Source organism: Rhodothermales bacterium (assembly GCA_034439735.1).
Classification (GTDB): domain Bacteria; phylum Bacteroidota; class Rhodothermia; order Rhodothermales; family JAHQVL01; genus JAWKNW01.
Genome location: JAWXAX010000024.1, coordinates 1 through 26,179 on the forward strand (window position 1 = coordinate 1; position 26,179 = coordinate 26,179).

The following is a 26,179-nucleotide window of genomic DNA, read 5'->3' on the forward strand; positions in this document are numbered from 1 at the left end:
AAGTCGCTTCGCTCGTTTCCCGCCTTCGCGGGAGCCTGCCCCCGGCTTTGACCGGGGGATGACGATGCCCTGGATTGTAGAAATCTCAACAGTTTGTGAGCCCTTAACCTGAAACCACTCACGATAATCCGACAGGATTTACGTGAATGTACTTAGTTTCCCCCCACCATCACCCGCCGGCCCGTCCGGGCGGACTCCCGCGCGGCGTCTAGGATGCGGGTCACCATCAGGTTGTTTTCGAGCGAGGAGAGGTCGTGCGGCTCCAGCGTTAAGGTCCCCCGGACGACGGCGGCGAGGAGCGACAGCGGGTCGCGCCGCGCCGGCGCCAGCTCGGTCAGGGCCATCTCCTCTGTCGTTTTTCCATCCTTCTGAAGGAGCGCCTGGCCAGCGTGGGGCGTCAGCATCTGGCCCGTCTCGCCGTACACCTCCATGTCCTTCCGGTTCACCGGCAGCGGCCAGTTCCACGACGCCTGGATGACCCCGACGGTGCCGTCGTATTCGACGAGGATGTTGGCCTCGTCGTCGACGCCGGCGTACACCGGGTTGTCGGTCTTAAACTGCTGTAGGGTCGCGAATACCGACTTCGGCGCCTCGCCGTTCATCAGCCAGGTGAGCAGATTCGCGCCGTAACAACCGAAGTCCGTCAACGCTCCACCGCCGTTCTGGACGGGGTCCACCAGCCAGTCGAGGAACTCGGGATCGACGCCCATCTCTTGCGGACCGCGGTGGCCGTCGTGGATGACGACCTTGCGGATCCGTCCGATTTCGCCGGCGTCGACCCGTTCCTTGATGGCGTTGTTACTCCGATACCACGTCGTCTCGTAGTTCACGAGTACCTCGATCCCTCCGGCCGCCGCCGCCCGCGCCATGGCTTCGGCATGCGCCATGTTGACGGCCAGCGGTTTCTCCATCATCACATCGATCCCGTACTTCGCACACAGCTCAACCACGGCGAGGTGGTCGAACGTCGTCGTGAACACGGTCACCGCCTCCGGTTTGGTATCGACGAGCATCCGCTCCAGGTCCGTGTAGAAGAGGGCCGGGTCGATCGTGTACCGATCGGCGTATTTCCCATGGAGCGACGCATTCGCATCGTAGACGCCCACGATGGCGATGTCGTCGCGGGTCCGGAATTCGTTCAAGAACCCGCCCACATGGCCGTGGACGAGCCCGACGATGCCGATACGCAACCGCTCGGCCGGCATGGCGAGGGCGAGTAGGAGAAGGATGCTGAGCACAGGGGTTGGATTAGCGATTCGTGATTAGCGATTCGAGAATAGCGATGTATGGGAGGAAGGACATGGGAAATAGGAAATAGGAAGGGGGAAATGGGAATGGGGAAGCGAGGCGCGAATTAATGCACCCCCACCCTTCGACTCCCCCGGCTTCGCCGGTGTCGCTCAGGGCAGGCACTCCCACACCCCCATACTCCCACCCCTATCACGCCCGCCCGAGCATGCCACGCATGATGTCCAGGTTGGCTTTGAGCGCCTCGAGGGGTGGGAAGGTCGCCTGTTCGTATTCGATGATGTAGAACTCGGTGCCGGCGACGCCCTGGTACAGCGGGATGATCTGGCTCCAGTCCAGCTCATCGGCGCCGAGGAACGCGTCCGGGTTGGCTTTCGAGAACGGCTTGACGTGGGTGGTGATCGTGCGGCCGGCGTTGCGCTTCATGAGCTCGATCACATCGACGCCTTCGACATGCGAGGCGTTGCCGGTATCCATCTGGAGGATAACGTCGCTGTCCGTGTTGTCGGCGAAGATATTCCAGGCGTATTCGCCCTCGAGCCGGTTAAAAATTTCGGCGTGGTTGTGGAAGCCGGTGCGCAGGCCGTGCGGGCGAAGGTTGGCGGCGATGGCGTTGTACCGGTCGCAGGTGCGCAGCAGGGCGTCCTTGCTGGCGTAGGCATCCTCGTTCATCGAGCGCACGATGAGGTTGCGGTTGCCGAGCGCGAGGTTGAAGTCGACCGTCTTCTGGAGTTCGTCGCCTTCCATGGTTTCGATGTAGATGTGCGTTCCGCACGCCTGGAGGCCGTTGTCGTCCAGCAGTTTACGCCATTCCTGGGCCGAGAGGCCGTGGTAGTCGGCGAATTCGACGGCCTCGTATCCCAGGCCGGCGACCGCCGCGATGGTGCCCGGCACGTCCTTGTCCAGCAGTTCGCGGACGCAGTAGAGCTGGGTGCCGATCGGGATCACGCGCGTTTCGCCGAAGACCTGCCCGGCGGCCGTGACAGCCGGCGTGGCCGGCGGGGTGGCGGTTTCACCCTGGCATCCGGCCAGACCTGGCAGCGAAAACGCGGCGAGTGTGCCGCCCGTGTACGTAAGAAAACGCCGGCGCGTAAAGGCGTTATTGAACCGTTTATCCATGACAAAAGCCTCGTAGGGGATTGGGAGAGAAGGGGTGGGTGATCGAATATAGCGAAAAGGGAGCGGACTGGCGCAACAGGCCGGCAATCCCAGTGACCGGCGATCCCATTGATACGCATCGTAGAGACGCTCCTATGGAGCGTCTCCCTTCGATGATGCCGATCAAGCGTGTCCGACAACCGCGTCAATCGCATCCCTGAACCGCCGCGCCGCCTCGGTGGGATCGGCTGCGTTGGTGACGGCGGTCATCACCGCCACCCCGTGCGCGCCGGCCTGGAGCACCTCCGCCACCCGCTCGACGGTTATGCCGGCGATGGCGATGACGGGGATCGCTACGTGGGCGCAGACCTCCGCTAGGCCGTCCAGTCCCCGGAGCACGGCGGGGTTGGCCTTCGATCGGGTGGGATACACCGGCCCGAAACCGATGTAGTCCGCCCCGGCGGCCTCGGCAGCCAGGGCCTGTGCGGTGGTGTTGGCCGTCGCCCCGATCACCGCCCGGTCGCCCAGGATGCGGCGGACGATGGCGACGGGAAGATCCTCCTGCCCTACATGTACGCCGGCCGCCCCGACGGCCAGGAAAAGCTCGATGTGGTCGTCGATGAGGAGCGAGACGCCGGCTTCGGCGCACACGGCCGCCGTGCGCTGGGCGCTGTATAACTTGTGGCGGATATTACCCTGCTTTTGCCGGAATTGGATGGTGTCGGCTCCGCCGGCGATCGCGCGTTGCGCCAGCTCTTCATGCGGGTAACGCTGCTGGAAAAAGTAGTCGGTGAGGACGTGTAATCGGCCAATGCTCATGGACGGGTTTTGCTATAATCGGACGCAATCGCCATATTCCCGGAGATGTTCGCTCGGAGCGGGGCAGGGGATCCGGAATGGCCCAGGATACTCGATTCACCGGCAACGCGCAACGAGAACCGGGTAAACAGACTTTTACCAATCCATCTTCCCATCTTCCATGACTACACGTGCTTCGCGCTCCCGCCGAGAGTTTTTGAAGGCCAGCGGCATGGCCGGCCTCGCCGCCTCTGTTCTGCCCGTCTCCGCAGACGCCTTCGCCGCGGGCAACGGCTTCACCCCGGCCGCCGGCCCGGTGGTTATCGCCAGCGGGAACGGCATGAACTGCGTCGCCGAGGCGCTGCGACGGATTGATTCTGGCGCGGATGCGGTCGATGCCATCGTCGCTGGCGTCAACCTGGTCGAGGAGGACCCAAACGATACGTCGGTGGGCTACGGGGGGCTGCCGAATGAAGATGGGGTGGTCCAGCTGGACTCCGCCGTGATGCACGGCCCCACGTGCCGCGCCGGCGGCGTCGCGGCGCTCGAAGGGATCAAGTACCCGTCGAAGGTGGCGCTACAGGTGCTGCGCCGGACAGATCACGTGTTGCTGGTCGGCGAAGGCGCCCAGCGCTTCGCGAAGATGCACGGCTTCCCCATCGAAAACCTCCTCACCGAGGAAGCGCGGCTCGAATGGGTGAAGTGGAAGGAGTCGCTGTCGACGCAGGACGACTATCTGCCGCCCCACAACCCGGAAGACAAAGACATCGGGATGCGGTGGGACTCCTTCAAACAGACGTGGGGGACGATCCACTGCTCGGCCATCGACCTCGCCGGCAACCTCAGCAGCGTGACCACCACGAGCGGGTTATCTTACAAAATCCCGGGCCGCGTGGGGGATTCGCCGATCATCGGCGCCGGCCTCTACTGCGACAATAGCGTCGGCGCCGCCGGATCGACCGGCCGCGGCGAAGCCAACCTCGAAAACCTGGCGAGCTTCCTCATCGTCGAGCGCATGCGCGCCGGCGACAGCCCGCAGGACGCCTGCCTCTACGCCTGTAAACGCATCGCCGACAACACCCGCCTCGCCCGGCTACACGACGCCAACGGCCGGCCGAACTTCAATGTGAACTTCTACGCGGTCAACAAAGCCGGAGTATTCGGCGGCGCGGAGATCCACAAAGGCGGCGGGACGATGGCCGTCGCCGACCGCAGTGGGGCGCGGCAGGTTGAGCTCGCGTATTTGTATTCGTGATGCTTTAGCCAAAAATATACGTCATCCTGGGCCCCGACCCAGGATGACGTTGTGCTTTTTGTAGGCTATACGCCAGTGCGAAACGCGTTTACGCGATCACCGGCACCTTCTTGAGCGCCTGCTCGAAGTCGGCCTTGATGTCGTCGATGTGCTCGATGCCGACCGAGACACGGACAAGATCTTGCGACACGCCGGCCGATTGCTGCTCGTCCGCCGAGAGCTGCTGGTGGGTCGTGGAGGCCGGGTGAATCACCAGAGTTTTCGCATCGCCGACGTTGGCCAGGTGGCTGGCGAGCTGGACGTTATTTACAAACGCCTGGCCGGCTTCCAGCCCACCCTTGACCCCGAATGCGAGCACGGCGCCGAAGCCGTTCGTGAGGTACTTCTTCGCCAGCCCGTGGTATGGATGTTCTTCGAGGCCAGGGTAACTCACCCACGCCACCTCCGGCTGGCTCTTCAGCCAGCGCGCGAGCGCCAGGGCGTTGTCCACGCTGCGCTGGACGCGGAGCGAGAGGGTTTCGAGGCCCTGGAGCAGGAGGAACGAGCCGAACGGGTTCTGGCTCGGCCCGAAGTCCCGCAGTCCCTCGACACGGGCGCGAATGATGAAGGCGATGTTTGCGCCCATCACTCCCGTGGGTCCAAAGACTTCCCAGAAGTTGAGCCCGTGGTACCCCGGCGAGGGGGCGGTAAAGGACGGGAATCGGCCGTTATTCCAGGGGAACGTGCCGGCGTCGACGATCACGCCTCCGATGGTCGTCCCATGGCCGCCGATCCACTTCGTGGCGCTTTCGACGACGATGTGCGCGCCGTAGTCGATGGGCTTGCACAGGAAGCCAGCGGCACCGAAGGTGTTGTCGACCATCAGTGGCACGCCGTGTTTTTCAGCGATCCGGCCGATTTTCTCAAAGTCGGGCAGGTTAAAGCGCGGGTTGCCGATGGTTTCGAGGTAGATGGCCTTCGTGCGGTCGTCGATCAGCCGTTCGATCGACTCGGCCTTGTCGCCGTCTGCGAACTTGACGTTGATCCCGAGGCGGGGGAAGGACACCTTGAACTGGTTGTAGGTGCCGCCATACAGGTAGCTGGCGGACACGATGTTGTCGCCGGCCTCGGCAAGCGTGACAATCGCCAGGAACTGCGCGGCCTGACCGCTCGCCGTGGCGAGCGCCGCCACGCCGCCTTCAAGTGCGGCTATTCGCTCCTCGAACACCGCCGTCGTCGGATTCATGATGCGGGTGTAGATGTTGCCAAAGGCTCGGAGCGCAAACAGGTCGGCGCCGTGTTCGGAGTCGTTAAACGTGAATGATGTGGAGGCGTAGATGGGCACGGCGCGTGCGTTGGTTGCGGGGTCCGGCTTGTGGCCGGCGTGCACTTGCAAGGTATCGAAGTGGAGTTTGCGTGGTTGTCCGTTGGTGCTCATGGCCGCATTGGGTCGAAAGTGATGGTTGGGTGGAGTGATGCTCGCGGAACGACGGCAGGTCGATGGTGGGCTACCGAATACGCCCCGAGATACGCCCGGCTCCCTCCCGGGTGATCGTGGCCGTCGTCGCGACATGCAGCGGGCCTTCCAGGATCAGCTCGCCGCTTAAGACGATAGCCGATCCCGGCGAAAGGTGCAACTTACCGGTCGTTGCAATCCGCAACGAGGCCCCCGGGGTGATGTCCAGGGTGCTACCCGGTCCCACCCGGATCATCCCCGAAACGACGATCTCTCCCTCGATGTGCAACGTACTCCGGTCCCGTATCTCGATGCCGCCGGCGAAATCCAGCGCATTGCTTTCGAGGCCCATCCAGGATTCCTCGCGGATGAGGGCATGCTCTCGGGCGTCGGCGATAAAGTCGAAAACCATGACCTGCTCCGGCCCCGGCGAAAAGCGAATGTCGTCGATCGCGAACCAGCGCATGGGTATGTTCCGCGGTTGCCGGGTGAAGCCGTTGCTGTTAGGGCGCGTCCACGGGGTGAGCTGGCGGCGGGTGCCAGGGCCGAACATGTCGCCGGCGTACACGTCGTTCGTCACCCCCAGGTCCAGGCTGTTATCCGCTGGGATCACATCGAGACGATAGCCATCCGCGAGGGTGACGAGCAGACCGGACGTCCGCAGGAGCCCCATCTCGAAAACCGTCCGACGGCCGGCCTGACGGTAGCGGTCAAACGGACCGATCCGCTGGTGGTTGGTGAGGTAGATCGTGCGCTCGTCGTCGAGATCGACCCGAAAACACGCGTCGCTGGTGTAGAGATCGTCGAGCCGGAGGCCGGTTTGCGAGGTCGTGAGCGGCCGGCACTCGATCCACCCCAATAAATCGCGTTCAAAAGCCGACACCGTCTGATGCCCGCCGCAATCCATTGCTCCGCCCGCGCCGGCCATCAACACATACCCGACGCAGTGTCCCTTCGGCGATCGGTTGCTTGTCGCTGGCACGTCGTTGCGTGTGATCGTGGGGATGTGCACAAAAAAAGGCGCCCAGAGGTCGTGCCCCAGTTCGTGGGCCATGAGGCGGACGTGATAGGGCTGGGGGATGATGTTGCCGGGGGTACGGTGCATGATAAAGGAGCCGGACGTGTTCCAGTCCACCCGCACGCCATCCAGGATGAGTGGTGGGATGGCCATACGCTGCGTGTAGGCGCCGGCGCAGCGCCCATCGAGGCACGAAGCCCCCGTCCAGGTGAACCGCTTGGCGTCCCGCTGCGTGTCGCCCCGGATGACGATGAAGATCTGGTCCACGACGCCGTCTCGGTTGTGGTCGTACCGGCTGAAATCGAACCCGCCCGCATCGATGCGGGTGAGAAGTTCGACGGTGAGATCGCCGTAGCCGCCTTGCGGGCTATGGTACCGCGCCTCGGGATGGGCGGCGACGAGGACGGAGTCGTACGGCTCGCCGAAGATCACGAACCGGCCAAGCGATTGCCGGTGAAAGTACGCCGTGAGGGTGCTGTCGGCATAGGGGGGCTGGGGGGATGTAGTCAGGAGCGTCTGGGCGAAGGTCGGCAGCGCAGAGGAAGACGCCGGCCAGCCGGTAAAGTCGAGGTCGGCATTGCCCGGGTCCGGATCGTCAGCAAACCGGGTGAACACGATCAGCGCCCGCAGGGTGTCGGCGAGGGGCGCTTCCAGCGTGTAGGGGCGACCGGGTTGAGCGCCGGCCGTTCGAGTACAGGGTAAGAGGATCAGGAAGACGATCGCGCCGAGCGCGTGCCGGGAGAAAGGCATTGGATGTGATATTTCGCTGGAAAGGCGTGGATAATATGACGCGCGCGGCCTTAGGTTCTGCGAACCTGCAACCTTCCAACTTGCCACCCTGCAACCATCCCTCCATGCACGAGCAGATCGTTACAGACGCGCGCGCCATCTACCGGGCCGCCGTCCGCGCCGTCCAGGCGGATGCGCTGATGAGCCGGCTCGACTGGCCGGCGCTCATCGGGCACTCGCCGGAGGCCTATGGCCGTGTCGTGGTCGTCGGCATGGGCAAAGCGGCCATGACAATGGCTGCGGTGACGGAGGCGCAGTTCGGCGACCGTATCGCGGAAGGGGTGGTGGTGGTGCCCCACGGGTATGCCGATTCGTTGCCCTATCCCTTCCGTCCCCCGCGTCGCATCGAGACACTCGAAGCCGGCCACCCGGTGCCCGATGAGGCCAGCGTCGATGCCGCACACGCGATCCTCGATCATGCGGAGCGCTGCGGAGAAGGAGACCTACTGCTGGTGCTGATCTCGGGTGGGGGCACGGCGCTCACGACGGCCTTCGCGGGTTCGATTTTACCTGAAGAAGGCCGGCTTGCCGTCCGACTGCTGCTGGGAAGCGGGGCGGACATCACGGCGATGAACACGGTCCGCAAACATCTCTCGATTCTCGGCGGAGGCCGGCTCGCCCGCGCCGCCGCACCAGCGCACGTCCTGGCCCTGGCGATCTCCGACGTCCCGGGCGACGACCTCTCGGTCGTTGCGAGCGGGCCGACCGTGCCTGATGCCTCGACCTTCGCCGACGCCATCGCGGTGCTGGAACGAAACGATCTGTGGGAACACATCGGTCCCTCGGTCCGCAGCCACCTCGAGCGCGGACTGCGGGGGGAAGAGGCTGAAACCGCCGGTCCGGACGAGCCCGCGTTTGAACGAACGCGTACCCATCTGATCGGTCGAAACCAGGATGCGCTGGCCGCCGCCCGGGCTGAGGCCGAGGCGCGGGGGTATAACACGTCCATCGTCGAGGAGCCGGTGGTGGGCGAAGCGCGCGAAGCCGGCGAACGACTCGTCCGCGATCTCGACCGCCTCGCCGACGAGCGTCCGGCGTGTGTGATCTGGGGAGGGGAGACGACGGTGAAGGTCATCGGTCGCGGCCGGGGCGGGCGCAACCAGGAAATGGCGCTCGGGGCCTCGCTGGCGCTGGAAGGACGGAAACAGCCTGCGCTGCTCCTCTGTGCCGGGACGGATGGGGTGGATGGACCCACCGACGCCGCCGGCGCGTGGGTCACATCCTACACCGCCGAGGCAGCCCGCCATCACCGCATGGATCCGGCGGCCTACCTCGATAACAACGACGCCTACTCATTTTTTGAGCGCATGAACGCCCTCATCCAGCCGGGCCCCACCCACACCAACGTGATGGATGTGGCGATTGCGTTGGTGCCGGCGGAGTAATTGATTAGCGCACAAGCGTCATGCGCATCGTCTTGCTAAAAGAGCCGGCCTCGATGCGGTACAGGTACACCCCGCTCGGGAGCGTCGTCGCGTCGAACACGACCTCGTGCGCGCCAGCAGGCTGCGGTCCATCCATCAGGACGGCCACCGAACGGCCCGTCAGGTCAAACACCTCGAGCCGCACCACACTGGCTTCAGGCAGGGCGTAGCGGATGACCGTAGAGGGGTTAAACGGGTTCGGGTAGTTGGCTTCGAGCGAGAAGGCGTCGGGAAGCGCCGGCGCGTCACCGCTCGTGATACGCAACGGCGTAAGTTCATCGACCGCGATGGTGGCGTCGAGCACGGGAAGTCCGGGGGCCAGAGCCTCAAACTGGAGGAAGAGAACCTCGCCGTCGAGCACAGCCGGCAAGCCGGCCGCGGCGATCGTCAGCCGACCGTCCTGATCGTTCTGGACGACATTCCATCCACTGTCCGTCGCACGTACGCCGGTAAACCGCAGGCTCGATCCGTCATAGTGCATATCGAGCGAGATGGACGCAACAGGCGCTCCGCCCACATCGAGCAGGAGGGGGATGGAATACTCGACGCCAGGTCCACGAACCGGCGCTCCGAAGGCGACGGACGCGAGGGCGTTCGAACTACCCGTTTTACCCGCCGCGCAGCCGACTTCAACCGGGAAGCAGTTTCGCATGCCGGAGACAAACTGAAGGACCAGCGACGCGTCGAACGCCGTGATCTCGCTATTGCCCGATGCATCGGCCAGCGGGAGCGCGGCCGTCGGAAGCCCTATCAGGCTGATGGCGTGCTGCAAGATCAGGCTGGCGTCCATGGCCGAAATCGTACCGTCCAGCGAGGCATCACCGATGAGGCCGTCCGGCGGCGGAGCTTCCGTGGATACAAGCGCCACCCAGTCCTTGGTCGTTTCCGACGGCGGCTGACCGATCGACGGGTTGCCCGGGCCGTTCACTGACGTCACCGTCCCGTTCTGCAGGGTGCCGCCGGCGCGCGGATTGTACCACTTCACCGTGTACGAGGCCGATGCGCCGGTCAGGGTGAGGTTGGTCGTGCCTCCCGCCTTCAGATAGACGGCATAGGTCTGGCCGGCCCTGGCGTACACGTACGCATTCGCGTTCGAGGCGAGGCCGTCGTTGGACACCATCTCCGTGTAGGGTAGGTACGTCTGGAAAAAGGTGAGGGCATGGCGGGTGAAATTCCACACGTTGTCGCGGGTTTTCCAGGTTTCCGCGTTCAGATCGTTGTTGTCGTGTTCGAAGCCGAAGTACCACTCGACCCCGCCGCCGCCCGCCATGAGATTGCCCCAGAGCACTTCGGCGCGGATGAAATCGTGGTTATTGCCGGCGCCATCCGGCGTCGCGCCATCCTGCCACGGGCCGGACTCGTCCATCGTGACGTACCATGGCCGGCCGGCGTTCACGGAGTTATTCACCCATTCGAGGGTGACCTCATGGGTATTCTCCGCTTTGCCGGCTTGTAGCGAGGCGCCGTCCACATTGAGGTCGCCCAGCAGCGGGCCATACACGTCGTCGTATTCGCCGGGGAAGGTGTGGATGACGACGGGGTGATCGTAAGGGTCCAGCGCCGCGAAATACGCGGCGAACTCCTTGCGCTGAGCGGTCGTGTTGTCGTTGTTCTCCTCGCCCAGATTCCAGGTGACGGCGTGATGGTAGCCGAAGCGGGCGACGAGTTCGCGGAAATAGAGCTTGCGGTGCCGGCCGAGCGCGCCGCCATTGAGCAACAGCTCGTTTTCCGTTTCCTGGGTCACCACGTGGAGCATGATGCCCTTTTTGTCCATGTGCTGGAAGACAATATCCCACTGGGCGAGTTTCGACACGTCGTACCGGTCGCGTGTGCCGGGAGCCGTCCATGGCCACACATCGTCGCCATCTCCTTCCACGTTCATCGTGAGGAAATAGACCGAGTTCATCCCCTTGCTCGCGAGGTAGTTCACGGCTCCGATGAGGCCCTTGCCCTTACCGCTTTTCCAGGTCGGGTCGCCGGTCTGCCAATCAACGATGTGGTCGGTATAGGACTTGATGAAGTTGGTGCCGGCGTTGTTAAACGTCTGGTCGAAGTCCTCGTAGGCAAGCAGATTTTCCGGGCTGTCGGCGCCGCCCTTGATGAAATATTCGCCGTTATCATATTGCAGGTAACGCTCTCCCACGAAGCGGAGCTTACCCTTCCCGCGGTGGTCCGCCCCCGTTTTGTCCGTTTCACCTATCGTGAACGACCCAAAGATGTCGTCGTACGCGGCGACGGCCGTGCCGGCGGTGGGGGAGGTGTCGATGGCTACATCCGTCCCTGAACGGAAGGCGGTGCGGAAGGTCCAGGTGCCGGTTCTAGGAGGAATGAAATGGGCGCGCCACTTATTTCCACTCGTCGCGCCAGACTCAGCGGCGTTGCCGTCTGCCGCGAAGTAGCCGGGCACGGTGATGCTGAGTTCGGCCTGAGAGAAAACAACCTCGAACCGGTAGTCCATAAACGGGTTGGGCGTGCCACCCTCGGCGGCCGTGGGCCCGTCTAACGTGATGGTGATCGGGTGGTATCGCTTTAATTCTCCTGTTACCACGGCAGCCATCTGGCCGGCCGTGGTAACCGGCTCCCTTGCATGGGCTGCGTGATTGAAAGAGGGTGGCAGCGCTGCGTAGAAGAGAGCGAGACCCAGGAAAGCGGCAAAAAAACGCGGTCTATCTATTCTCATGAACAAGATGGGATGTCCTTGGCGTAGGGGGGACAAACACTAGCCGTCATGGCTGCGTGTCGGAGATCAGAGGCTGGCGTCGAGTGGGCTTATCCAGAACGGCGACCTCACATCCTGGTTCTGGCCTCCAAAGATGAAATCCTTCTCATAACATCTTCGCAAGTATTGTGCCAGTGCTCCAGCAAGGTGTTAAGAGCGGCCGGAGACGCGCGCAGGCAGGCGCGCGTTGTACAACCTCTGAAGTGAAACGATTAATGCCAAACGCCCCGGCACATTGCATTATTGTCGCTTGTTGTAGTACCATATAGGGGCTTAAGACGCAAAATATCAACTACTTAAGTAATGAAATTGTTTCCCGTCGCCCGCTACCTGTCACCGAAGCCCGATCCATGTGAACAGTCTCAAAGACGAACAGAGTCCCTATCTCCGTCAGCATAAAGACAACCCGGTCCACTGGCGCCCGTGGGGGGAGGAGGCGTTCCGGATGGCGGTGGCGATGGACCGGCCGATCTTCCTCTCGATCGGGTATTCCACCTGCCATTGGTGCCACGTGATGGGGCATGAGTCGTTCGAGGATGAGGGCGTAGCAGACTTATTAAACGCTGGATTTGTGTCGATAAAGGTCGATCGCGAGGAGCGGCCGGATGTCGATGGCGTCTACATGGCGCTCTGTCAGCTCCTCACCGGCCGTGGCGGCTGGCCGCTGACGGTGATTATGACGCCGGATAAAAAGCCGTTTTTTGTGGGTACCTACATCCCCAAACTCAGTCGATTTGGCCACTCGGGCATGATGGATCTCCTCCCACAGACCACCGAGCTGTGGGCATTTCGTCGCGAGGAGGTGCTTGCGGCGGCAGAAAACCACCATCTCTTGCTGCGTAAACAGACGCTTCAGGGCGAAGCCGGCGAACCGCTCGCGCTCGACAGCATCGACATCGCCTACGACGAACTCCGCATCCGATACGACAACCGCTACGGGGGATTCGGTGGCGCCCCCAAATTTCCCACTCCGCACCGCATCCTGTTCATGCTGCGATTCTGGCAGGCGTCGAAGGACCCACTCGCCCTCCAGATGGCCGGCCTGACGCTCATGCGCATGCGCCTCGGCGGGGTGTTCGACCAGGTCGGGCTCGGCTTCCACCGGTATGCCACCGACCGTGAATGGAAACTGCCGCATTTTGAGAAAATGCTGTACGATCAGGCGCTGATCGCCCTCGCCTGTACCGAAATGTATCAGGCCGGCCGCGAACGCCGCTACGCAGCCATCGCCGAGGAGGTCTTGGTGTATGTCCTGCGCGACCTCCTGGCGCCGGAAGGGGCGTTCTTTTCGGCGGAGGACGCGGACAGCGAGGGCGTCGAGGGCAAATTCTATGTCTGGACCACGCGCGAAGTCCGCGAGGTCCTTGGGGGGACGCTCGCCTCAGCCTTTATCGAAGCGTATGGGCTGGAGGATGAGGGTAATTTCCTTGATGAGGCGACCCGCGAAAAAACGGGCGAGAATATCCCTCTCCTCCGCCACCGCATCGAGGACATGGCGCTGAATCAGGGCATCTCCCCGGATGTGTTGGAAGATATGCTGCAAGAGGCGCGCGACCGCCTTTTTGCCCGACGAAGCGAGCGCGTTCGTCCGGGGCTCGACGACAAAATCCTGACCGACTGGAACGGGCTGATGATCGTCGCGCTCGCCCGCGCCGGCGCCGCGATGGACGCGCCGGCGTATACCGACGCGGCGCGGCGCGCGGCCGACTTCCTCCTTGGCGCCCTCCGCCGGCCAGATGGCCGCCTCCTCCACCGCTACCGCGCCGGCCACGCAGGCATCGACGCCAACCTGGACGACTATGCGTTCCTGATCTGGGGCCTGCTCGAACTCTACGAGGCCTGCTTCGATATCCGGTACCTGGAGGAATCCGTCGCCCTTGCGGATACCATGCTTGCCGACTTCTGGGATGCCGAACGTGGAGGCTGTTACTTCACGCCGGCTTTCGGCGAACCGCTGCTCATCCGCCAGAAAGAGGCGATCGATGGCGCCACTCCGTCGGGTAACTCGGTGGCCATGCTCGTGCTCTTAAGACTCGCCCGGATGACCGGCCGCACGGACTTCGAGGAGAAGGCGGACGGCATCGCACGGTGGTTCTCGAGGACGGTGTACGCCTCGCCCTCCAGCTTTACCGCCATGCTGTGCGCGGTCGATTTTGCCATCGGCCCCGCTTTCGAAATCGTCCTCGCCGGCGATCCCGAGGCCGCTGACACCCGCGCGCTGATCCGCGCCGTCCACGAACGCTACGTCCCCAATAAAGTGGTGCTATTGCGGCCGCCAGGAGAAGCCGGAGAGCGCCTCGCCCGGCTTGCGCCTTTTACCCGCGCCATGACGGCACCGAATGGCCACGCCGCGGTATACGTGTGCGAACAATTTACCTGCCGCCAACCGGTCACGAGGCCTGAAGACCTGGCGGCTCTGCTGGGTGAAGTTTAAGGTTCGAGGTTCAAGGTATAAGGTCCTTGAGTCTCCTCTTCACACCTTGAACATTGAACCCAAAACCTTGAACTCTTTCTTCCATGCGCGACGTATTCATCGCTTCCGCCGTCCGGACGCCCATCGGGCGGTTCGGGGGCACGCTCAAGGATTTCACGGCGGCTGATCTGGGCGCCCATGCGATGAAAGCGGCGCTCGCCCGCGCCGGTGTGAACGGGAGCGACCTCGACTTCTACATCATGGGCAACGTCCTCCGCGGAGGACAGGGGCAGCTGATCCCGCGCCAGGCGGCGTTTAAAGCCGGCATCCCGGACAACGTCGACGGCATGGCCATCGACATGGTTTGTTCCTCGGGCATGATGAGTGTGATGCAGGCCGCCACCATGATCCGGGCCGGCGAGGCGGAGGTCGTCCTGGCCGGCGGGATGGAGTCGATGTCGACCACGGGCTTCTACCTCTCCGCCCGCGCCCGCTGGGGCTATAAGTTTTTGATGGGTCAGCCTGAGGGGCTGACGGATCTGGTGTTGTACGATGGGTTGACCGACCCGATGTCCGGCGAGGCGATGGGGGACCAGTCCGAGCGCCTCGCGGCCGAAGAAGGGGTCACGCGGGAGATGGTGGATGAAGTGGCGTTTTTATCCAACCAGCGCGCCGCGGAAGCCACGCAAAAAGGCTATTTTTCGGCGGAAATCGCCCCGATCGAATACCGCGAGCGTAAGGAGGTGCGGGTGATGGATCGCGACGAGGGGATCCGCCCGGAGACGACGATGGCGTCGCTGGGGGGGCTAAAGCCGGCGTTCGGAAAGGACGGCGTGCTCACGGCCGGCAACAGCAGCCAGCTCAGCGATGGCGCCGCGGCGCTTGTCCTGGCCGGCGGCGATGCCGTGAAACGTCTCGGTTTGAAACCCCTCGCGCGGATCGCACGGGGCGCGTGGTCGGCCGGCCCGTCGTGGCGGTTCATCGAAGCCCCTGTCGCGGCGGTGGAGCGTGTCCAGAAACAGCTCGGCTGGTCGGTCTCGGATATCGATCTCTTCGAGAATAACGAGGCGTTTGCGCTCAGCAGCGTGCTGTTTCGGAAGAAACTGGGCGTCCCGTACGAAAAACTGAACGTCCATGGCGGCGGGATCGCGCTGGGCCACCCCATCGGCTGCTCCGGTGCGCGGATCCTGGTGACGCTCCTTCACGCACTCGTCCAGCAGAACAAAAAACGCGGCCTGGCTTCGCTCTGTCACGGGACGGGCGGCGGGACGGCCGTGGCGGTCGAGCGCGTGTAACGAATGCGGCATGCTTTTGATGGGGGGTCTCGGGGGGTACGCGTGTAGCTGACCCGAACCAACCTCCCATCTCGCATGACCTTTCTTTCCAAACGGTTGCTCGTTGTCTCGTTAAACGTTGCTTTTTTTGCTTGCCTGGTGTTGGCAAACCCAGTCCGGGCTCAGTCCAGCACCCTCGCGGCCCGGATCTGCGTCCGCGACGCCGCCGGCAACGCGGCCCTTTCGGGCGCCACAGTCACTGCTCGGAATGAGACCGCGACCCCCGCTTCTGGCGCGACCGGCGCCGACGGCTGCGTCGCGCTGGACGTCCCACTGGCCACCAGCACCGCCATCGACGACCCCATTCCGGGCGGCGCCTTTTCGGTCGGTGCGCCGTTCCCGCAGCCCGTGCGCGCAGCCACTACGATTCCGTTTTTGATTCCGGAGTCGCGATACGTGGCGTTTTCGATCTACGATCTCCTGGGCCGGCGGGTCGGTGCTGAACTCGGCCAGACGCTGTCGCCCGGCGCGTACGGCGCGCAGGTGGAGATGGGTGGCCTGCGTCCGGGGCTGTATCTCTACCGTATCCTGGCCGGCGACCAGATGTCCGCCGGGCGGCTCGTGAAGCTGGGAGAGGCGAGAGGCACTGGCGAGGCGACGGCTCGTTTTGAAGCCGGTTCGGTTGATCTGAACGTCCGTTCAGCCTCGGCTTTTGCGGCGGCGACGCTACAGATCGAGGTGGAACGCGCCGGCTATCAGCCGCAGTCGCTCGAGCGGCTGGTTGAGGAAGGGGAAGATGTGACGGTGATGCTGGCCAGCGACGCCGGCTCGACGAACGAGATGATTCCCCTTGATATGATGGGGCCTAACGACACGTATTACGGCCTCAAGGGGGGATTGGTGGATAACGGCGTCCCGACCGTCGAAGCGGCGAACGACAAGATCATCATCATCGCGATCTCGATGAGCAATGGCTTTCAGGAGTTTTCTCGGTTCACCGAGCTCTATGAAGGCCATCCAGACGTGTCGGATCAGATCGTGCTCATCAACTGTGCCGTGGGCGGCAGCGCGCTCGAAAGCTGGTTGTCGGAGCAGACGTTGTGGGAGCGCTGTAAGGACGATATCACCCAGAACTACTCGCTCGACCAGGTAAAAGTGGTCTGGGCCAAGGACGCCAACCAGGACACGGCTGACGGCATCACGCTGCCGGAAGCGAACGCCGATTATTACGACCTGATCAATAACATCGGGGCGTTGTCCCAGAAGATCGGGGAGGAGTTTCCATCCGTCCAGGCCATTTTTCATTCGAGCCGGATTTACGGCGGGTATGTGGAGGATCGGAAACAGGCGGCGCGGGGCGAGCCGATCTCGTACGAAGGGGGCTTTGCGATCAACGCCGTGATCGAAAAATGGCAGGCCGGCCAGCTACCAGGCGCCCCATGGATCGGCTGGGGCCCGTATATCTGGGCGAACGGGACGATGATGGCCAACGCGAGCGGCATCCTCTGGTCCACCGCCGACTACCAGGGTACCAACGGCGATAACCAGCATCCGTCCGAAGCCGGCGCGAAAAAGGTAGCCGACGCGTTGCACGCCTTTTTTATGCAATTCGATTGGTATCGGCGATAATATCGCCCGGAATTGGCGTTATGCTCATTATTTGGCGCCATGCATACGCATACGTAGGCCGGGTTAGGAGCCCTCCCGGGCTCCGTAACCCGGCGCCCACATCCGACCGCCGGCCACCCGGCGCCCACATCCGACCGCCGGCCACCCGGCGCCCACATCCGAACGCCGACCACCCGGCGACCCCATCCGAACGCCGACCACCCGGATTGCGGTGGGAACAGGCGACATTGCGCCAAGGCCACAAAAAAGCCCGGATTCGTGTGAATCCGGGCTTTTTTGCTCGATGAGTAGGACCCGTGTTACGGCGTTCTGGGCTGGCGCCCGAACGCCTAACCCGGGCTACGGGGTTTGCTCGGGTGAGGCTTTGCGATACCCTTCATCAATTGCCGGCTGGCGGGAGCAACACGGCATCGATGATATGGATGACGCCGTTGGAGGCCTCGATGTCCGTCGTCGTTACCTCGGCGTCGTTGATGAACACCGCGCCGTCGACCACGCTGATCGCCACCGTGGCGCCGTTGACCGTCGTCGCGGAGGTGAGGGTGACCACCTGGGCGGCCGTCACTTCACCCGACACCACGTGGTAGGTGAGGATGCCGGCGAGTGTGGCCTGGTTGGCCGGATCGAGCAGGGTGTCCAGCGTGCCGGCGGGGAGGGCGGCGAAGGCAGCTTCCGTCGGAGCAAACACCGTAAACGGACCGGCGCCCTGGAGGGTCTCGGTCAGGTCGGCGGCTTCGATGGCGGCCACCAGCGTCGTAAAGCCACTTGCCGTGGCGACGCCGACGATGTCCTGGAGTTCTTCTTCGTCGTCGTTGGAGTCGCAGCCGGCGCCTGTGAAGAGGACGGCGACCATGACGAGGGGCAGGAAGAGACGCTTAAAAGGAAGCGATGTATACATGATAGTCTGAATGCCATGTGATGGGAAAAACACGGATGCGCCGTCGTCGGACGATTGACCGCTGGCGGCGCATATTGTCCCCCCCATTACACAGCCCCCCGCTTCAGTACCTATTCGAAATCGAGAACACGCGAAACGTTCACGCAATGACCGTTATGAGTCCGACTCGCCGGGCTACCGCATACCACCGTTAAACGTTCAACGCCCAAACGTTCAACGTTTCAACGTTTTTCAAGCCGCCACACAGCGGATCGCCCCCGAAGCCACCGAGGCTCTAAGCCAGTTTTTGCCGTCGTTGAGGTGCCCGTCGATGCGTTCCGCTTCGCGTTCGCCGGCAAAGGAAAAAGCGTCGTCGAAAAACAGCGTACGGCCTTCGAGCAGCACGCGGGCTGCGGCTTTACGCGCGAGGTGGACGGCCAGTTCACCGCCGCTAACCTCCAGCTGGGTGTCCTCGATTGTGGCAAGGTGGAGGGTACAGGCACAGGCGGTGGAATGGACTTCCAGGGGCCCTTTGATCCCGCGTACGTCGGCGGAGCCACTATGGAAGATGAGATCGGTGACGCCTTCGAGGTCCGAAAGGGTCGTCTCCGTCCCCGATGCCGTGATGGCGATCTTGGGCGCCGTGAGTCGGCGTGCCGTGAGCCGGCCCCCGGAGGTGGCGATCGTCAGTTTTGAGCCCTCGAACCCGTCGATGTCGAGCATGCTGCCGTAGCCGAAGACCTCCAGTTTTCCCTGGAGCCGGCTGGCCGTGAGCGAACCGCCGGCGACTTGCAGCGCGAGCTGACCTTTCAGGTTGTCCATCACAAGATCACATCCCGCCGCCTGGATGTCGATGTTGAAGCTGCGCGGGACCGAGATCTCGAGCCGCATCCGGGCCACCTCGCTGGTATTCCAGCCGAAGAACCCATCCTGGTAAATGGACTTCGACTCGACGCGGACGGTCTGCTTGTCTACCGCGCGCACGCGGAGCATCACTTGATCCGCAAAACTCAGCGCCTCATTTTCGGTGGGGGAGGAGACGAATACATCGATCTGAACGCGATTCGCATCCGACGAAACGAGGTGGATGTCGGCGCCTGGAACGCTGATAAAGAGGCGACCGGAGGACGCCACATCGAAGACTTTGTGTAAAGCCTGCGACTCGCTCTTCGTAGTGGGTGTGCTTCTCGACATGCCGCAAATTAGGGGCTGGAGAGCACGCCATGCAATACGCGCCGGCCCTTGAGGGGCCTCTTTATCCATATTTACGTTAATTTTCTCGCAGCACGATTTCCCCGCTCGTCGCGGAGGCCTCAAACCGGCTGCCGCCGCCGTTCAGGGCTCCGTCCGCTTCGTCTTTTTTGAGGATGCCATCGAAGGAAAAACCGGAGTCGATACGGATTGACTCGCCCCGCAGCAAGAGGGTGGCGCGGAGGTCGCGAGGCGCGGTAATCGCGATGTCTCCGTCGCTGGTTCTCAGGTTTACGGAGCCTGCCTCGACGAATTCGACCGTAAGATCACCGCTGGAGGTGCGGGCTTCGATATCCCCATGAACCGCCTGCAAGACGATGCTCCCGTCCGACGTCGTCACTCGGGCCGAGCCAGTGAGGGCTTCGCGCACGACGATGTCTCCATCGGAAGTGCGGAGCGAGGCCTCGTCGCCCGAAAGGCGGTCGACCTGGATGTCGCCGTCCGATGTGCTGAGCGTGACTGAACCATCGGCATCGGCCAGCACGATATCGCCGTCGGAGGTGCGGATGTTCACTGTAGCGCCCACGGCGCGCTCGATCGCGATGTCGCCGTCGGACGTCACGACGCTGACTTCAGGGGCATCGAGGGACCGCGCCGCGATGTCGCCGTCGGAGGTGCGGATGGCGACCGACAGGCCTTCCAAAGCGCCGGCGACGATGTCGCCGTCCGAGGTTGTCAGTTGGATCTCGCCGCGGAGGTCATCGGCGGCAATATCGCCGTCGGAGGTGCGGATGGTGGCCGTCAGGTCAAGCGGGGTGTGTACGATGACCGTAATCTGCGCGCCGCCGTTGGTGTTCCACCCGCCACGCCACTTGATATTCTCAGCGGTCTTCACGAACACGGTACCGTTTTCCTCGAAGACTTCGAACGCCTGCGTTTCGAAGTACTTCCGGGCTCGCTCCATGTCGGTGCCTTTCAAATACACCTCCACGTGGATCTCGCCGGTTTCGTTGTTCTTCATCACGACGTCCGCATCACCTACTGAAACAGAGAGGCCGGCCGGGTCGCCGGCGGGGAATCGCTCATCGATCATCAACTCCTCCTCGCCCGATCCCTCATGCATTACATGGACTTTCACGGTTGCGCGCTGCGTGTCGAAGGCGTGGCGCACCGCCACGAGGCGTTCTGCGCCGGCATCGGAAAATTCGCCTCTCACCACATTCACGAGCACCATCAGCGCCAGCGCACCGAGAATCGCCAGCATGATACGTTTGTAAGCCGGCATCTGATCGTTTGGAGATTCGTCGGTTCTGGAGTGATCGTTCATGGCGGACGCTCGCGCGGGTTGGTTGGCCTGGGTCTCGTCGATCAAGCCGTTCATGGTAGGCTCGAAACGACACTCAAGGGCCATACGGCAGTGGGCGTTCCGAGGTTACAACTCCCTGAAACGAAGGGGACCTTCTCCGGCATCCGGCGTTTACGTAGCCGCCATTTTAGCGGCCTGGCCGTAGGCGTTGTCAGGTTCTACGTCAGGTTCTACCCTCTCAGGATTTCTCCTTCCCGTATGTCGGCCCAGCTCACTTCCGAACAGATCCGCGAAGCGTTTCTAACCTTCTTCGCCCGGCACGGGCACACCATCGTCCCGAGTGATTCGATCGTGCCCAAAAACGATGCGACGTTGTTATTCACCAACGCCGGCATGAACCAGTTTAAGGATGTCTTCCTGGGAACGGGAGACCGACCCTACCGACGTGCCGTGGATACCCAGAAGGTGCTGCGTGTCTCGGGCAAACACAACGATCTCGAAGAAGTGGGGCACGACACGTACCATCACACGTTTTTCGAGATGCTGGGTAACTGGAGTTTTGGCGATTACTTCAAGACGGAGGCGGTAGGCTGGGCCTGGCAGCTGTTGGTGAAGGAATGGGGCCTCGCCCCGGATCGCCTCTATGCCACCGTCCACGGTGGGGACGCCCGGTTGGGCCTGGACCCGGACGAAGAAGCTGCCGAGGTGTGGCGAAAGAAAACAGGCATCGATCCGGATCACATCCTCTTCTGCGGGTCCAAAGACAATTTCTGGATGATGGGCGACACGGGCCCTTGTGGACCGTGTTCAGAGATCCACATCGACCTCCGGTCCGACGAGGAGCGCGCCCTCGTCCCGGGCAAGACGCTCGTCAATTCGGACGATCCGCGGGTGATGGAGATCTGGAATCTCGTGTTCATCCAGTACAATGCGCAGTCCGATGGCACGTTACAGCCGCTGCCGGCCAAACACGTCGACACCGGCATGGGCTTCGAACGCGTGGTCGCGGTGCTCCAGGGGAAACAGAGCACGTACGATACCGACCTGTTCGCGCCGCTGCTGGCCCGCGTCGCCGAGCTGAGTCCGCTCACTGCCATACAGGGGTACGACGTCATCGCCGGCGTGGACGACGCCACCCGCGAGCGGTACCGGATCGCGATGCGCGTGATCGTGGACCATATCCGCACCTGCGCCATCGCCGTGGCGGACGGGGTGTCGCCGGGCAATGCCGGCCGTGGGTACGTCATCCGCCGTATCCTGCGTCGCGCCGTGCGGTATGGCTACCAGACCCTCGCGCTCCGCGAGCCGTTCCTGTGGCGGCTGGTTCCGGCGCTTATCCAGAAGATGGGGGCGGCTTTTCCCGAACTGGGCGACCAGCAGGATTACATCGAGCGCGTCATACGCGCCGAGGAGGAGAGTTTCTTGGAAACCCTGGGCACCGGCATCGCCTTCTTCGACCGGATCATGCCTTATATCAAGGACATCGCGCACGCCGGCTCCGCCGAGGCGTCCACGAGCCGGCTGCTATCGGATAACGCCACAATGGACCTGCTCGCCAAGGGTTACGATCGCAACGACCGCGCGGCGATGGTCGCACCGTTTGTCGAGGTCGCCCGGAAAGGCCAGCTGCCCGGCGAAATCGCCTTCCTGCTCCACGATACGTTCGGATTTCCGATCGACCTCACCGAGTTGATGCTCCGAGAAGAGGGCCTGGGGGTCGATATGCCGAGGTACCAGGAGTTGATGCAGGTGCAAAAAGACCGTGCGCGGGCCGCCACGACGTTTAAGGTAGATCAGAGCAAGGCCGACGTGTGGCAGGCGGTCGAAGACGTTACCGAGGAGCGCTTCATCGGCTACGATACCCTCGATGAGCCGGCCGCCCGCGTCGTCGCCTACCGTACGGTGCATGGCGGCGAGGCGGTCCAGCATCAGATCGTGCTGGACAAGACGCCTTTTTACGCCGAAAGCGGCGGCCAAATTGGCGATACCGGGACGCTGGCGATCGACGGGGTATCGGTCCAAGTGCTGGATACACAGAAGATGGCCGGCCGGATCGTGCATGTCGTCGACCACGTGCCCGCAAGTTTCGACGGTGTCGTCCGCGCTCGCGTGGACGCGAGCCGGCGCGAGGAGATCAAGAAGCACCACAGCGCGACCCACGTGCTCCACGCTGCGCTGCGCGAGGAACTCGGCGGCCACGTCGCCCAGAAGGGGTCGCTGGTGGCGCCCGACCGGCTGCGGTTCGACTTCAGCCACTTCGAGCGGGTGACGCCGGAACAGCTGCGCCGGGTCGAGCAACGGGTCAACGAGATGATCCAGCGTAACATCCCCCGCACGGAAGAGCGCCGCGTGCCCGTGAGCGAGGCGATGGCCCGGGGGGCGATGGCGCTTTTTGGGGAGAAATACGGCGATTTTGTGCGCGTAATCACCTTTGATCCCGCGTATTCGATAGAGCTTTGCGGCGGGACCCATGTCGACGCCACGGGCGAACTCGGGTATTTCCGGGTGGTGAGCGAGGGATCGGTCGCCGCCGGCGTGCGGCGCATCGAGGCGGTGGTCGGGAAGGCCGCGCTCGACTACGTGGGTGCCCGCCTGGCGGAGCTTGAGCGGGTGCGCGAGCTCTTCAAAGTGCCGGGCGAAGGGGTGGATGAAGCCGTTGCGACGCTAATCGCCGACCAGAAGCGGCTGGAAAAAGCGCTCGAAGCCGCGACCCAGCAGCAGCTCGCCGGTCGGCTCGACGCCTTCATCGGCGCGGCGCGGCAGGTAGGGGCGGCTCGCCTCGTGACGGGTCGGATCGACCCGGTCGACATGGACGCGCTGCGCACCCTCGGGCAAACCCTGAGGGACCGCCTGGGCGCCGGCAGCGTGGCCGTCCTGGGCGGCGTGGACCCTGCTGGTGACAAAGCGTACCTCGTCGCCACGGTGTCCGACGATCTCCTGGCGTCCTCGAAAGTGAAGGCGGGCGCGCTGGTCGGCGCGCTCGCCCAGAAGGTGGGCGGCGGGGGCGGCGGGAAGCCGGCGCTGGCCACGGCTGGCGGGCGGCATCCCGAGAAACTCGACCAGACCCTGCAGGAGGCGGCAGAGGTGCTGGCCGGTATGTTTTGAGTCGGTTGCGCGAGGATTCGGAAAAGTCGTGAAGCCCCGGGAATGCGTGAAACGTATGCCGGCAGCCGGCGTTTGAGACGCCCTATCCGGTTCAGCCGGGCATCACGGAGGGGTGCCAGAGCGGTTGAATGGGACGGTCTCGAAAACCGTTGAGCCCGTAAGGGCTCCGAGGGTTCGAATCCCTCCCCCTCCGCCTAAAGGTCTTTCTCAGCTTGAGGAAGGCCTTTTTTGTTGATGGGCTCTCGGTTTCGGTTGGCTCCTCCCCATCCCGTCATCGCTTCGCGCCGACGGGATTTGCCCCTCCTCGATTCGAGGAGGGGCCTGCTCTGCACGTCATCCTTTGCACGTCATGCTCTGCACGTCATGCTATGAACGTCATCGGCTGAACGTCATGCTCTGCACGTCATCCTCTGCACGTCATCCTCTGCACGTCATGCTCTGCACGTCATCCTCTGAACGTCATGCTCTGCACGTCATCCTCTGAACGTCATCCTCTGCACGTCATCGGCTTGCTGCTTCCATCGTCTCAAACATGTCCTTGAGGATGAGCGATGAATTGAAGTTCTCCCAGATGGCGATCTGAATTCCAGAGCCGGCACCCTCCACCCAGGCCTCGCCAGTCAAGCGCGGGGCATCGATCACGACCCGTTCCGCCCAGGTCGGGTTCTTGAGGAGGGACAGCGCGGCCATGTCGTAGAGGGCGCGGTAGTCCTCGCCCATGTGCTCGAAGAGGCTCACCGCGTAGTCGCCAAACGTGTGGAATTCGCCGCCGTGCCGGCCTGTGATGGGCGAGGCGATGCGTGGTCCCAGGCCTGGCATCCGTTCCCGCACCTCATCCATGCCCAGTTTCACCGCGCCCGTACCCGAATAATAGCCGAAGCGCACCACGGCCATCTCAAACGGCACCCCCGACAGGATCACCGGATTCACCGAGGTGGTATCGTTTTCCAGGTTGTATTCCCCCGGCATCGGCCAGTGCGATCCAAGCCAGAAAACGCGCACCTTCGATGCGATCGATGGGTCCTTTGCGAGCGCCAGGGCGATGTTCGTGAGTTTGCCGATCGGGGCGAGCACAAGCGGACGCGGGTCGTCGGCGTGCGCCTGCGCGATGATGAAATCGACCGCCTCGTGCCCATCGAAATCGGGCGTGGCGAGGGTCGGGGCAATCTCCGTGTAGGATGCAGATGCCCCTTTGTAGAGCGGCACATCGGTGCGCCCCGAGAGCGCGATGATGCGGGCGGCTTCGTCGTATTGGGACTGGATGTTGCCCCCGCCGGCCGTGCGATTTACCGTAATGCCCTCGAGGTCGAACACCGATGTGTTGTGGAGGACATACGTGAGCGCGAACTGGTCGTCCAACTCGTTGTTGGCGTCGGAATCGACGAGGAGGCGGATGCGTTCGGGCGCCGCCGGCGGCGCGGGATCGGGGGCCGGCGTATCGGGGGCGACGCATCCGGAATAAACGAGGACCGAGCACACAGCGAGAATGAGGAAGGGGTGGGATGGGATGCGATGAAGGGGTGGGACGACGGGCCGGCCTGACATGTTGGTTCTCTCGCTTATTTTCAGCAACTTCCCCTGTAGATAATTCGGCTGAACCCACTAGTGCAATATGACCTCAAGGATTGTTCGTCTTCGAACCGCTCGCTGCATGGCGGCAGTGCTCCTCCTGTCCGCCGGCTGCCAGCAGGCCGATACGCCTGCGACGCCGGAAAAACCGCGTGTGGCGCTGATCATGAAATCGCTCGCCAACGAGTTTTTTGTGTCCATGGCCGATGGTGCGCGCACCCACCAGGCGGCCCATGCGGATGCCTACGAATTGATCATCAACGGCATCAAAAACGAAAGCGACTTGAGCCAGCAGGTGGCGATGGTTGAAAACATGGTAGCTATAGGCGTGGACGCGATCGTGATCGCGCCGGCGGACTCCCGGGCACTGGTGCCCGTTCTCAAGCGGGCCGCCGATGCGGGCATCGTCGTCATCAATATCGACAACCGGCTGGACGAGGCCGTGTTGGCCTCTTCCGGTGCGTCCATCCCCTTTGTCGGGCCGGATAACCGCAAGGGCGCCGAAAAGGTGGGCACGTACCTGGCGTCTCATCTGCAGGCCGGCGACGAAGTGGCGATCATCGGGGGGATTCCGACGGCATTTAACGCCCAGCAGCGCGAGCAGGGTTTTCGGGACGCGATGGCGTCCGCCGGTCTCGAGATTGTGAGCGTCCAGAGCGGCAGTTGGGAGCAGGCGTCGGCTAATACCGTGGCGGCCGCCCTTCTTGGGGAATATCCGAACCTGAAGGCGCTCCTTTGCAGCAACGACAACATGGCGCTTGGCGCCGTTGCCGCCGTACAGCAGGCCGGCCTGGCAGAACAGGTGCGTATCGTCGGGTTCGATAACATCGAGGCCGTCAGGCAACTGATAGAGGAGGGGCGCATGCTGGCGACGGCCGATCAATACGGGACTCGGCTTGCGGTTTTTGGCATCGAAACAGCCCTCCGCCGCCTCCAGGGCGATGTGGTCGATGGAGTCCAGGAAACACCCGTCGACCTGATCACGGCCGCGCCCGGTCAGTAAGCGACTCGCATGCGATACCGTCCGCTCC

At 63.2% G+C, this 26,179-nt stretch carries 17 protein-coding genes and 1 tRNA gene; 8 read left to right on the plus strand and 10 right to left on the minus strand.

What is annotated here, in order from left to right:
• Positions 1–152: 152 nt before the first annotated feature.
• From SH809_01360 to thiE, 3 genes are all read right to left on the minus strand, one after another.
• Positions 153–1,238 (minus strand): Gfo/Idh/MocA family oxidoreductase, encoded by a 1,086-nt coding sequence (locus tag SH809_01360; GenBank protein ID MDZ4698326.1) that lies wholly within the window; start codon positions 1,236–1,238, stop codon positions 153–155.
• Positions 1,239–1,440: 202 nt separating this feature from the next.
• Positions 1,441–2,367, minus strand: a complete 927-nt coding sequence (locus SH809_01365; GenBank protein MDZ4698327.1) for a TIM barrel protein — start codon at positions 2,365–2,367, stop codon at positions 1,441–1,443.
• 162 nt (positions 2,368–2,529) lie between these two features.
• Positions 2,530–3,165 carry a thiamine phosphate synthase gene (thiE, locus tag SH809_01370; protein ID MDZ4698328.1) on the minus strand — a complete coding sequence of 212 codons (636 nt, stop codon included), beginning with the start codon at positions 3,163–3,165 and terminating at the stop codon, positions 2,530–2,532.
• A 160-nt stretch (positions 3,166–3,325) separates the two neighbouring features.
• Here thiE and SH809_01375 point away from each other — a divergent pair, with 160 nt between their 5' ends.
• Positions 3,326–4,399 (plus strand): N(4)-(beta-N-acetylglucosaminyl)-L-asparaginase, encoded by a 1,074-nt coding sequence (locus SH809_01375; GenBank protein MDZ4698329.1) that lies wholly within the window; start codon positions 3,326–3,328, stop codon positions 4,397–4,399.
• 88 nt (positions 4,400–4,487) lie between these two features.
• Here the strand turns inward: SH809_01375 and SH809_01380 are convergent, their stop codons facing one another.
• Complete coding sequence (locus SH809_01380; protein MDZ4698330.1) at positions 4,488–5,816, minus strand: O-acetylhomoserine aminocarboxypropyltransferase/cysteine synthase; 1,329 nt, start codon at positions 5,814–5,816, stop codon at positions 4,488–4,490.
• A gap of 70 nt (positions 5,817–5,886) precedes the next feature.
• A complete protein-coding gene (locus SH809_01385) occupies positions 5,887–7,602 on the minus strand; it encodes a hypothetical protein (protein ID MDZ4698331.1) in 1,716 nt (571 codons plus the stop codon).
• A gap of 104 nt (positions 7,603–7,706) precedes the next feature.
• On the opposite strand from SH809_01385, the gene SH809_01390 reads away from it, so the two are divergent.
• Positions 7,707–9,026: a DUF4147 domain-containing protein gene (locus SH809_01390; protein ID MDZ4698332.1), complete on the plus strand. Its 1,320-nt coding sequence runs from the start codon at positions 7,707–7,709 to the stop codon at positions 9,024–9,026.
• Between the two features lie 4 nt (positions 9,027–9,030).
• Here SH809_01390 and SH809_01395 read toward each other — a convergent pair whose 3' ends face one another.
• On the minus strand, positions 9,031–11,622 hold the full coding sequence (locus SH809_01395) for a DUF5060 domain-containing protein (protein ID MDZ4698333.1): 2,592 nt from the start codon (positions 11,620–11,622) through the stop codon (positions 9,031–9,033).
• Positions 11,623–12,136: 514 nt separating this feature from the next.
• On the opposite strand from SH809_01395, the gene SH809_01400 reads away from it, so the two are divergent.
• From SH809_01400 to SH809_01410, 3 genes are all read left to right on the plus strand, one after another.
• Positions 12,137–14,218: a thioredoxin domain-containing protein gene (locus SH809_01400; GenBank protein MDZ4698334.1), complete on the plus strand. Its 2,082-nt coding sequence runs from the start codon at positions 12,137–12,139 to the stop codon at positions 14,216–14,218.
• Between the two features lie 83 nt (positions 14,219–14,301).
• Positions 14,302–15,492 carry a thiolase family protein gene (locus SH809_01405; GenBank protein MDZ4698335.1) on the plus strand — a complete coding sequence of 397 codons (1,191 nt, stop codon included), beginning with the start codon at positions 14,302–14,304 and terminating at the stop codon, positions 15,490–15,492.
• A 75-nt stretch (positions 15,493–15,567) separates the two neighbouring features.
• Positions 15,568–17,100, plus strand: a complete 1,533-nt coding sequence (locus SH809_01410; GenBank protein MDZ4698336.1) for a T9SS type A sorting domain-containing protein — start codon at positions 15,568–15,570, stop codon at positions 17,098–17,100.
• 379 nt (positions 17,101–17,479) lie between these two features.
• Here the strand turns inward: SH809_01410 and SH809_01415 are convergent, their stop codons facing one another.
• From SH809_01415 to SH809_01425, 3 genes are all read right to left on the minus strand, one after another.
• Positions 17,480–17,998, minus strand: coding sequence for a fasciclin domain-containing protein (locus SH809_01415; GenBank protein MDZ4698337.1), 519 nt, complete (start codon positions 17,996–17,998; stop codon positions 17,480–17,482).
• A gap of 231 nt (positions 17,999–18,229) precedes the next feature.
• Positions 18,230–19,171: a DUF4097 family beta strand repeat-containing protein gene (locus tag SH809_01420; protein ID MDZ4698338.1), complete on the minus strand. Its 942-nt coding sequence runs from the start codon at positions 19,169–19,171 to the stop codon at positions 18,230–18,232.
• 76 nt (positions 19,172–19,247) lie between these two features.
• Positions 19,248–20,549 carry a DUF4097 family beta strand repeat-containing protein gene (locus SH809_01425; GenBank protein ID MDZ4698339.1) on the minus strand — a complete coding sequence of 434 codons (1,302 nt, stop codon included), beginning with the start codon at positions 20,547–20,549 and terminating at the stop codon, positions 19,248–19,250.
• Positions 20,550–20,732: 183 nt separating this feature from the next.
• On the opposite strand from SH809_01425, the gene alaS reads away from it, so the two are divergent.
• Together alaS and SH809_01435 are read left to right on the plus strand one after the other, a co-directional pair.
• Entirely contained in the window at positions 20,733–23,579 is a 2,847-nt protein-coding gene (gene alaS, locus SH809_01430; protein ID MDZ4698340.1) for an alanine--tRNA ligase, read from the plus strand.
• A 106-nt stretch (positions 23,580–23,685) separates the two neighbouring features.
• A tRNA-Ser gene (locus tag SH809_01435) sits at positions 23,686–23,772 on the plus strand.
• Positions 23,773–24,080: 308 nt separating this feature from the next.
• On the opposite strand, the gene SH809_01440 is transcribed toward SH809_01435, so the two are convergent.
• Positions 24,081–25,124 (minus strand): nucleoside hydrolase, encoded by a 1,044-nt coding sequence (locus SH809_01440; protein ID MDZ4698341.1) that lies wholly within the window; start codon positions 25,122–25,124, stop codon positions 24,081–24,083.
• 106 nt (positions 25,125–25,230) lie between these two features.
• Between SH809_01440 and SH809_01445 the strand changes: the two genes are divergently transcribed.
• Complete coding sequence (locus SH809_01445; GenBank protein ID MDZ4698342.1) at positions 25,231–26,151, plus strand: sugar ABC transporter substrate-binding protein; 921 nt, start codon at positions 25,231–25,233, stop codon at positions 26,149–26,151.
• The last annotated feature ends 28 nt before the right edge of the window (positions 26,152–26,179 follow it).

Bases quoted from the DNA above. Each gene is read 5' to 3' on its own strand.
- SH809_01365 (MDZ4698327.1), bottom strand. From the start codon at position 2,367: ATGGATAAACGGTTCAATAACGCCTTTACGCGCCGGCGTTTTCTTACG.
- thiE (MDZ4698328.1), bottom strand. From the start codon at position 3,165: ATGAGCATTGGCCGATTACACGTCCTCACCGACTACTTTTTCCAGCAG.
- SH809_01375 (MDZ4698329.1), top strand. From the start codon at position 3,326: ATGACTACACGTGCTTCGCGCTCCCGCCGAGAGTTTTTGAAGGCCAGC.
- SH809_01380 (MDZ4698330.1), bottom strand. From the start codon at position 5,816: ATGAGCACCAACGGACAACCACGCAAACTCCACTTCGATACCTTGCAA.
- SH809_01385 (MDZ4698331.1), bottom strand. From the start codon at position 7,602: ATGCCTTTCTCCCGGCACGCGCTCGGCGCGATCGTCTTCCTGATCCTC.
- SH809_01390 (MDZ4698332.1), top strand. From the start codon at position 7,707: ATGCACGAGCAGATCGTTACAGACGCGCGCGCCATCTACCGGGCCGCC.
- SH809_01395 (MDZ4698333.1), bottom strand. From the start codon at position 11,622: ATGGCTGCCGTGGTAACAGGAGAATTAAAGCGATACCACCCGATCACC.
- SH809_01405 (MDZ4698335.1), top strand. From the start codon at position 14,302: ATGCGCGACGTATTCATCGCTTCCGCCGTCCGGACGCCCATCGGGCGG.
- SH809_01410 (MDZ4698336.1), top strand. From the start codon at position 15,568: ATGACCTTTCTTTCCAAACGGTTGCTCGTTGTCTCGTTAAACGTTGCT.
- SH809_01415 (MDZ4698337.1), bottom strand. From the start codon at position 17,998: ATGTATACATCGCTTCCTTTTAAGCGTCTCTTCCTGCCCCTCGTCATG.
- SH809_01420 (MDZ4698338.1), bottom strand. From the start codon at position 19,171: ATGTCGAGAAGCACACCCACTACGAAGAGCGAGTCGCAGGCTTTACAC.
- SH809_01425 (MDZ4698339.1), bottom strand. From the start codon at position 20,549: ATGAACGGCTTGATCGACGAGACCCAGGCCAACCAACCCGCGCGAGCG.
- alaS (MDZ4698340.1), top strand. From the start codon at position 20,733: ATGTCGGCCCAGCTCACTTCCGAACAGATCCGCGAAGCGTTTCTAACC.
- SH809_01440 (MDZ4698341.1), bottom strand. From the start codon at position 25,124: ATGTCAGGCCGGCCCGTCGTCCCACCCCTTCATCGCATCCCATCCCAC.
- SH809_01445 (MDZ4698342.1), top strand. From the start codon at position 25,231: ATGGCGGCAGTGCTCCTCCTGTCCGCCGGCTGCCAGCAGGCCGATACG.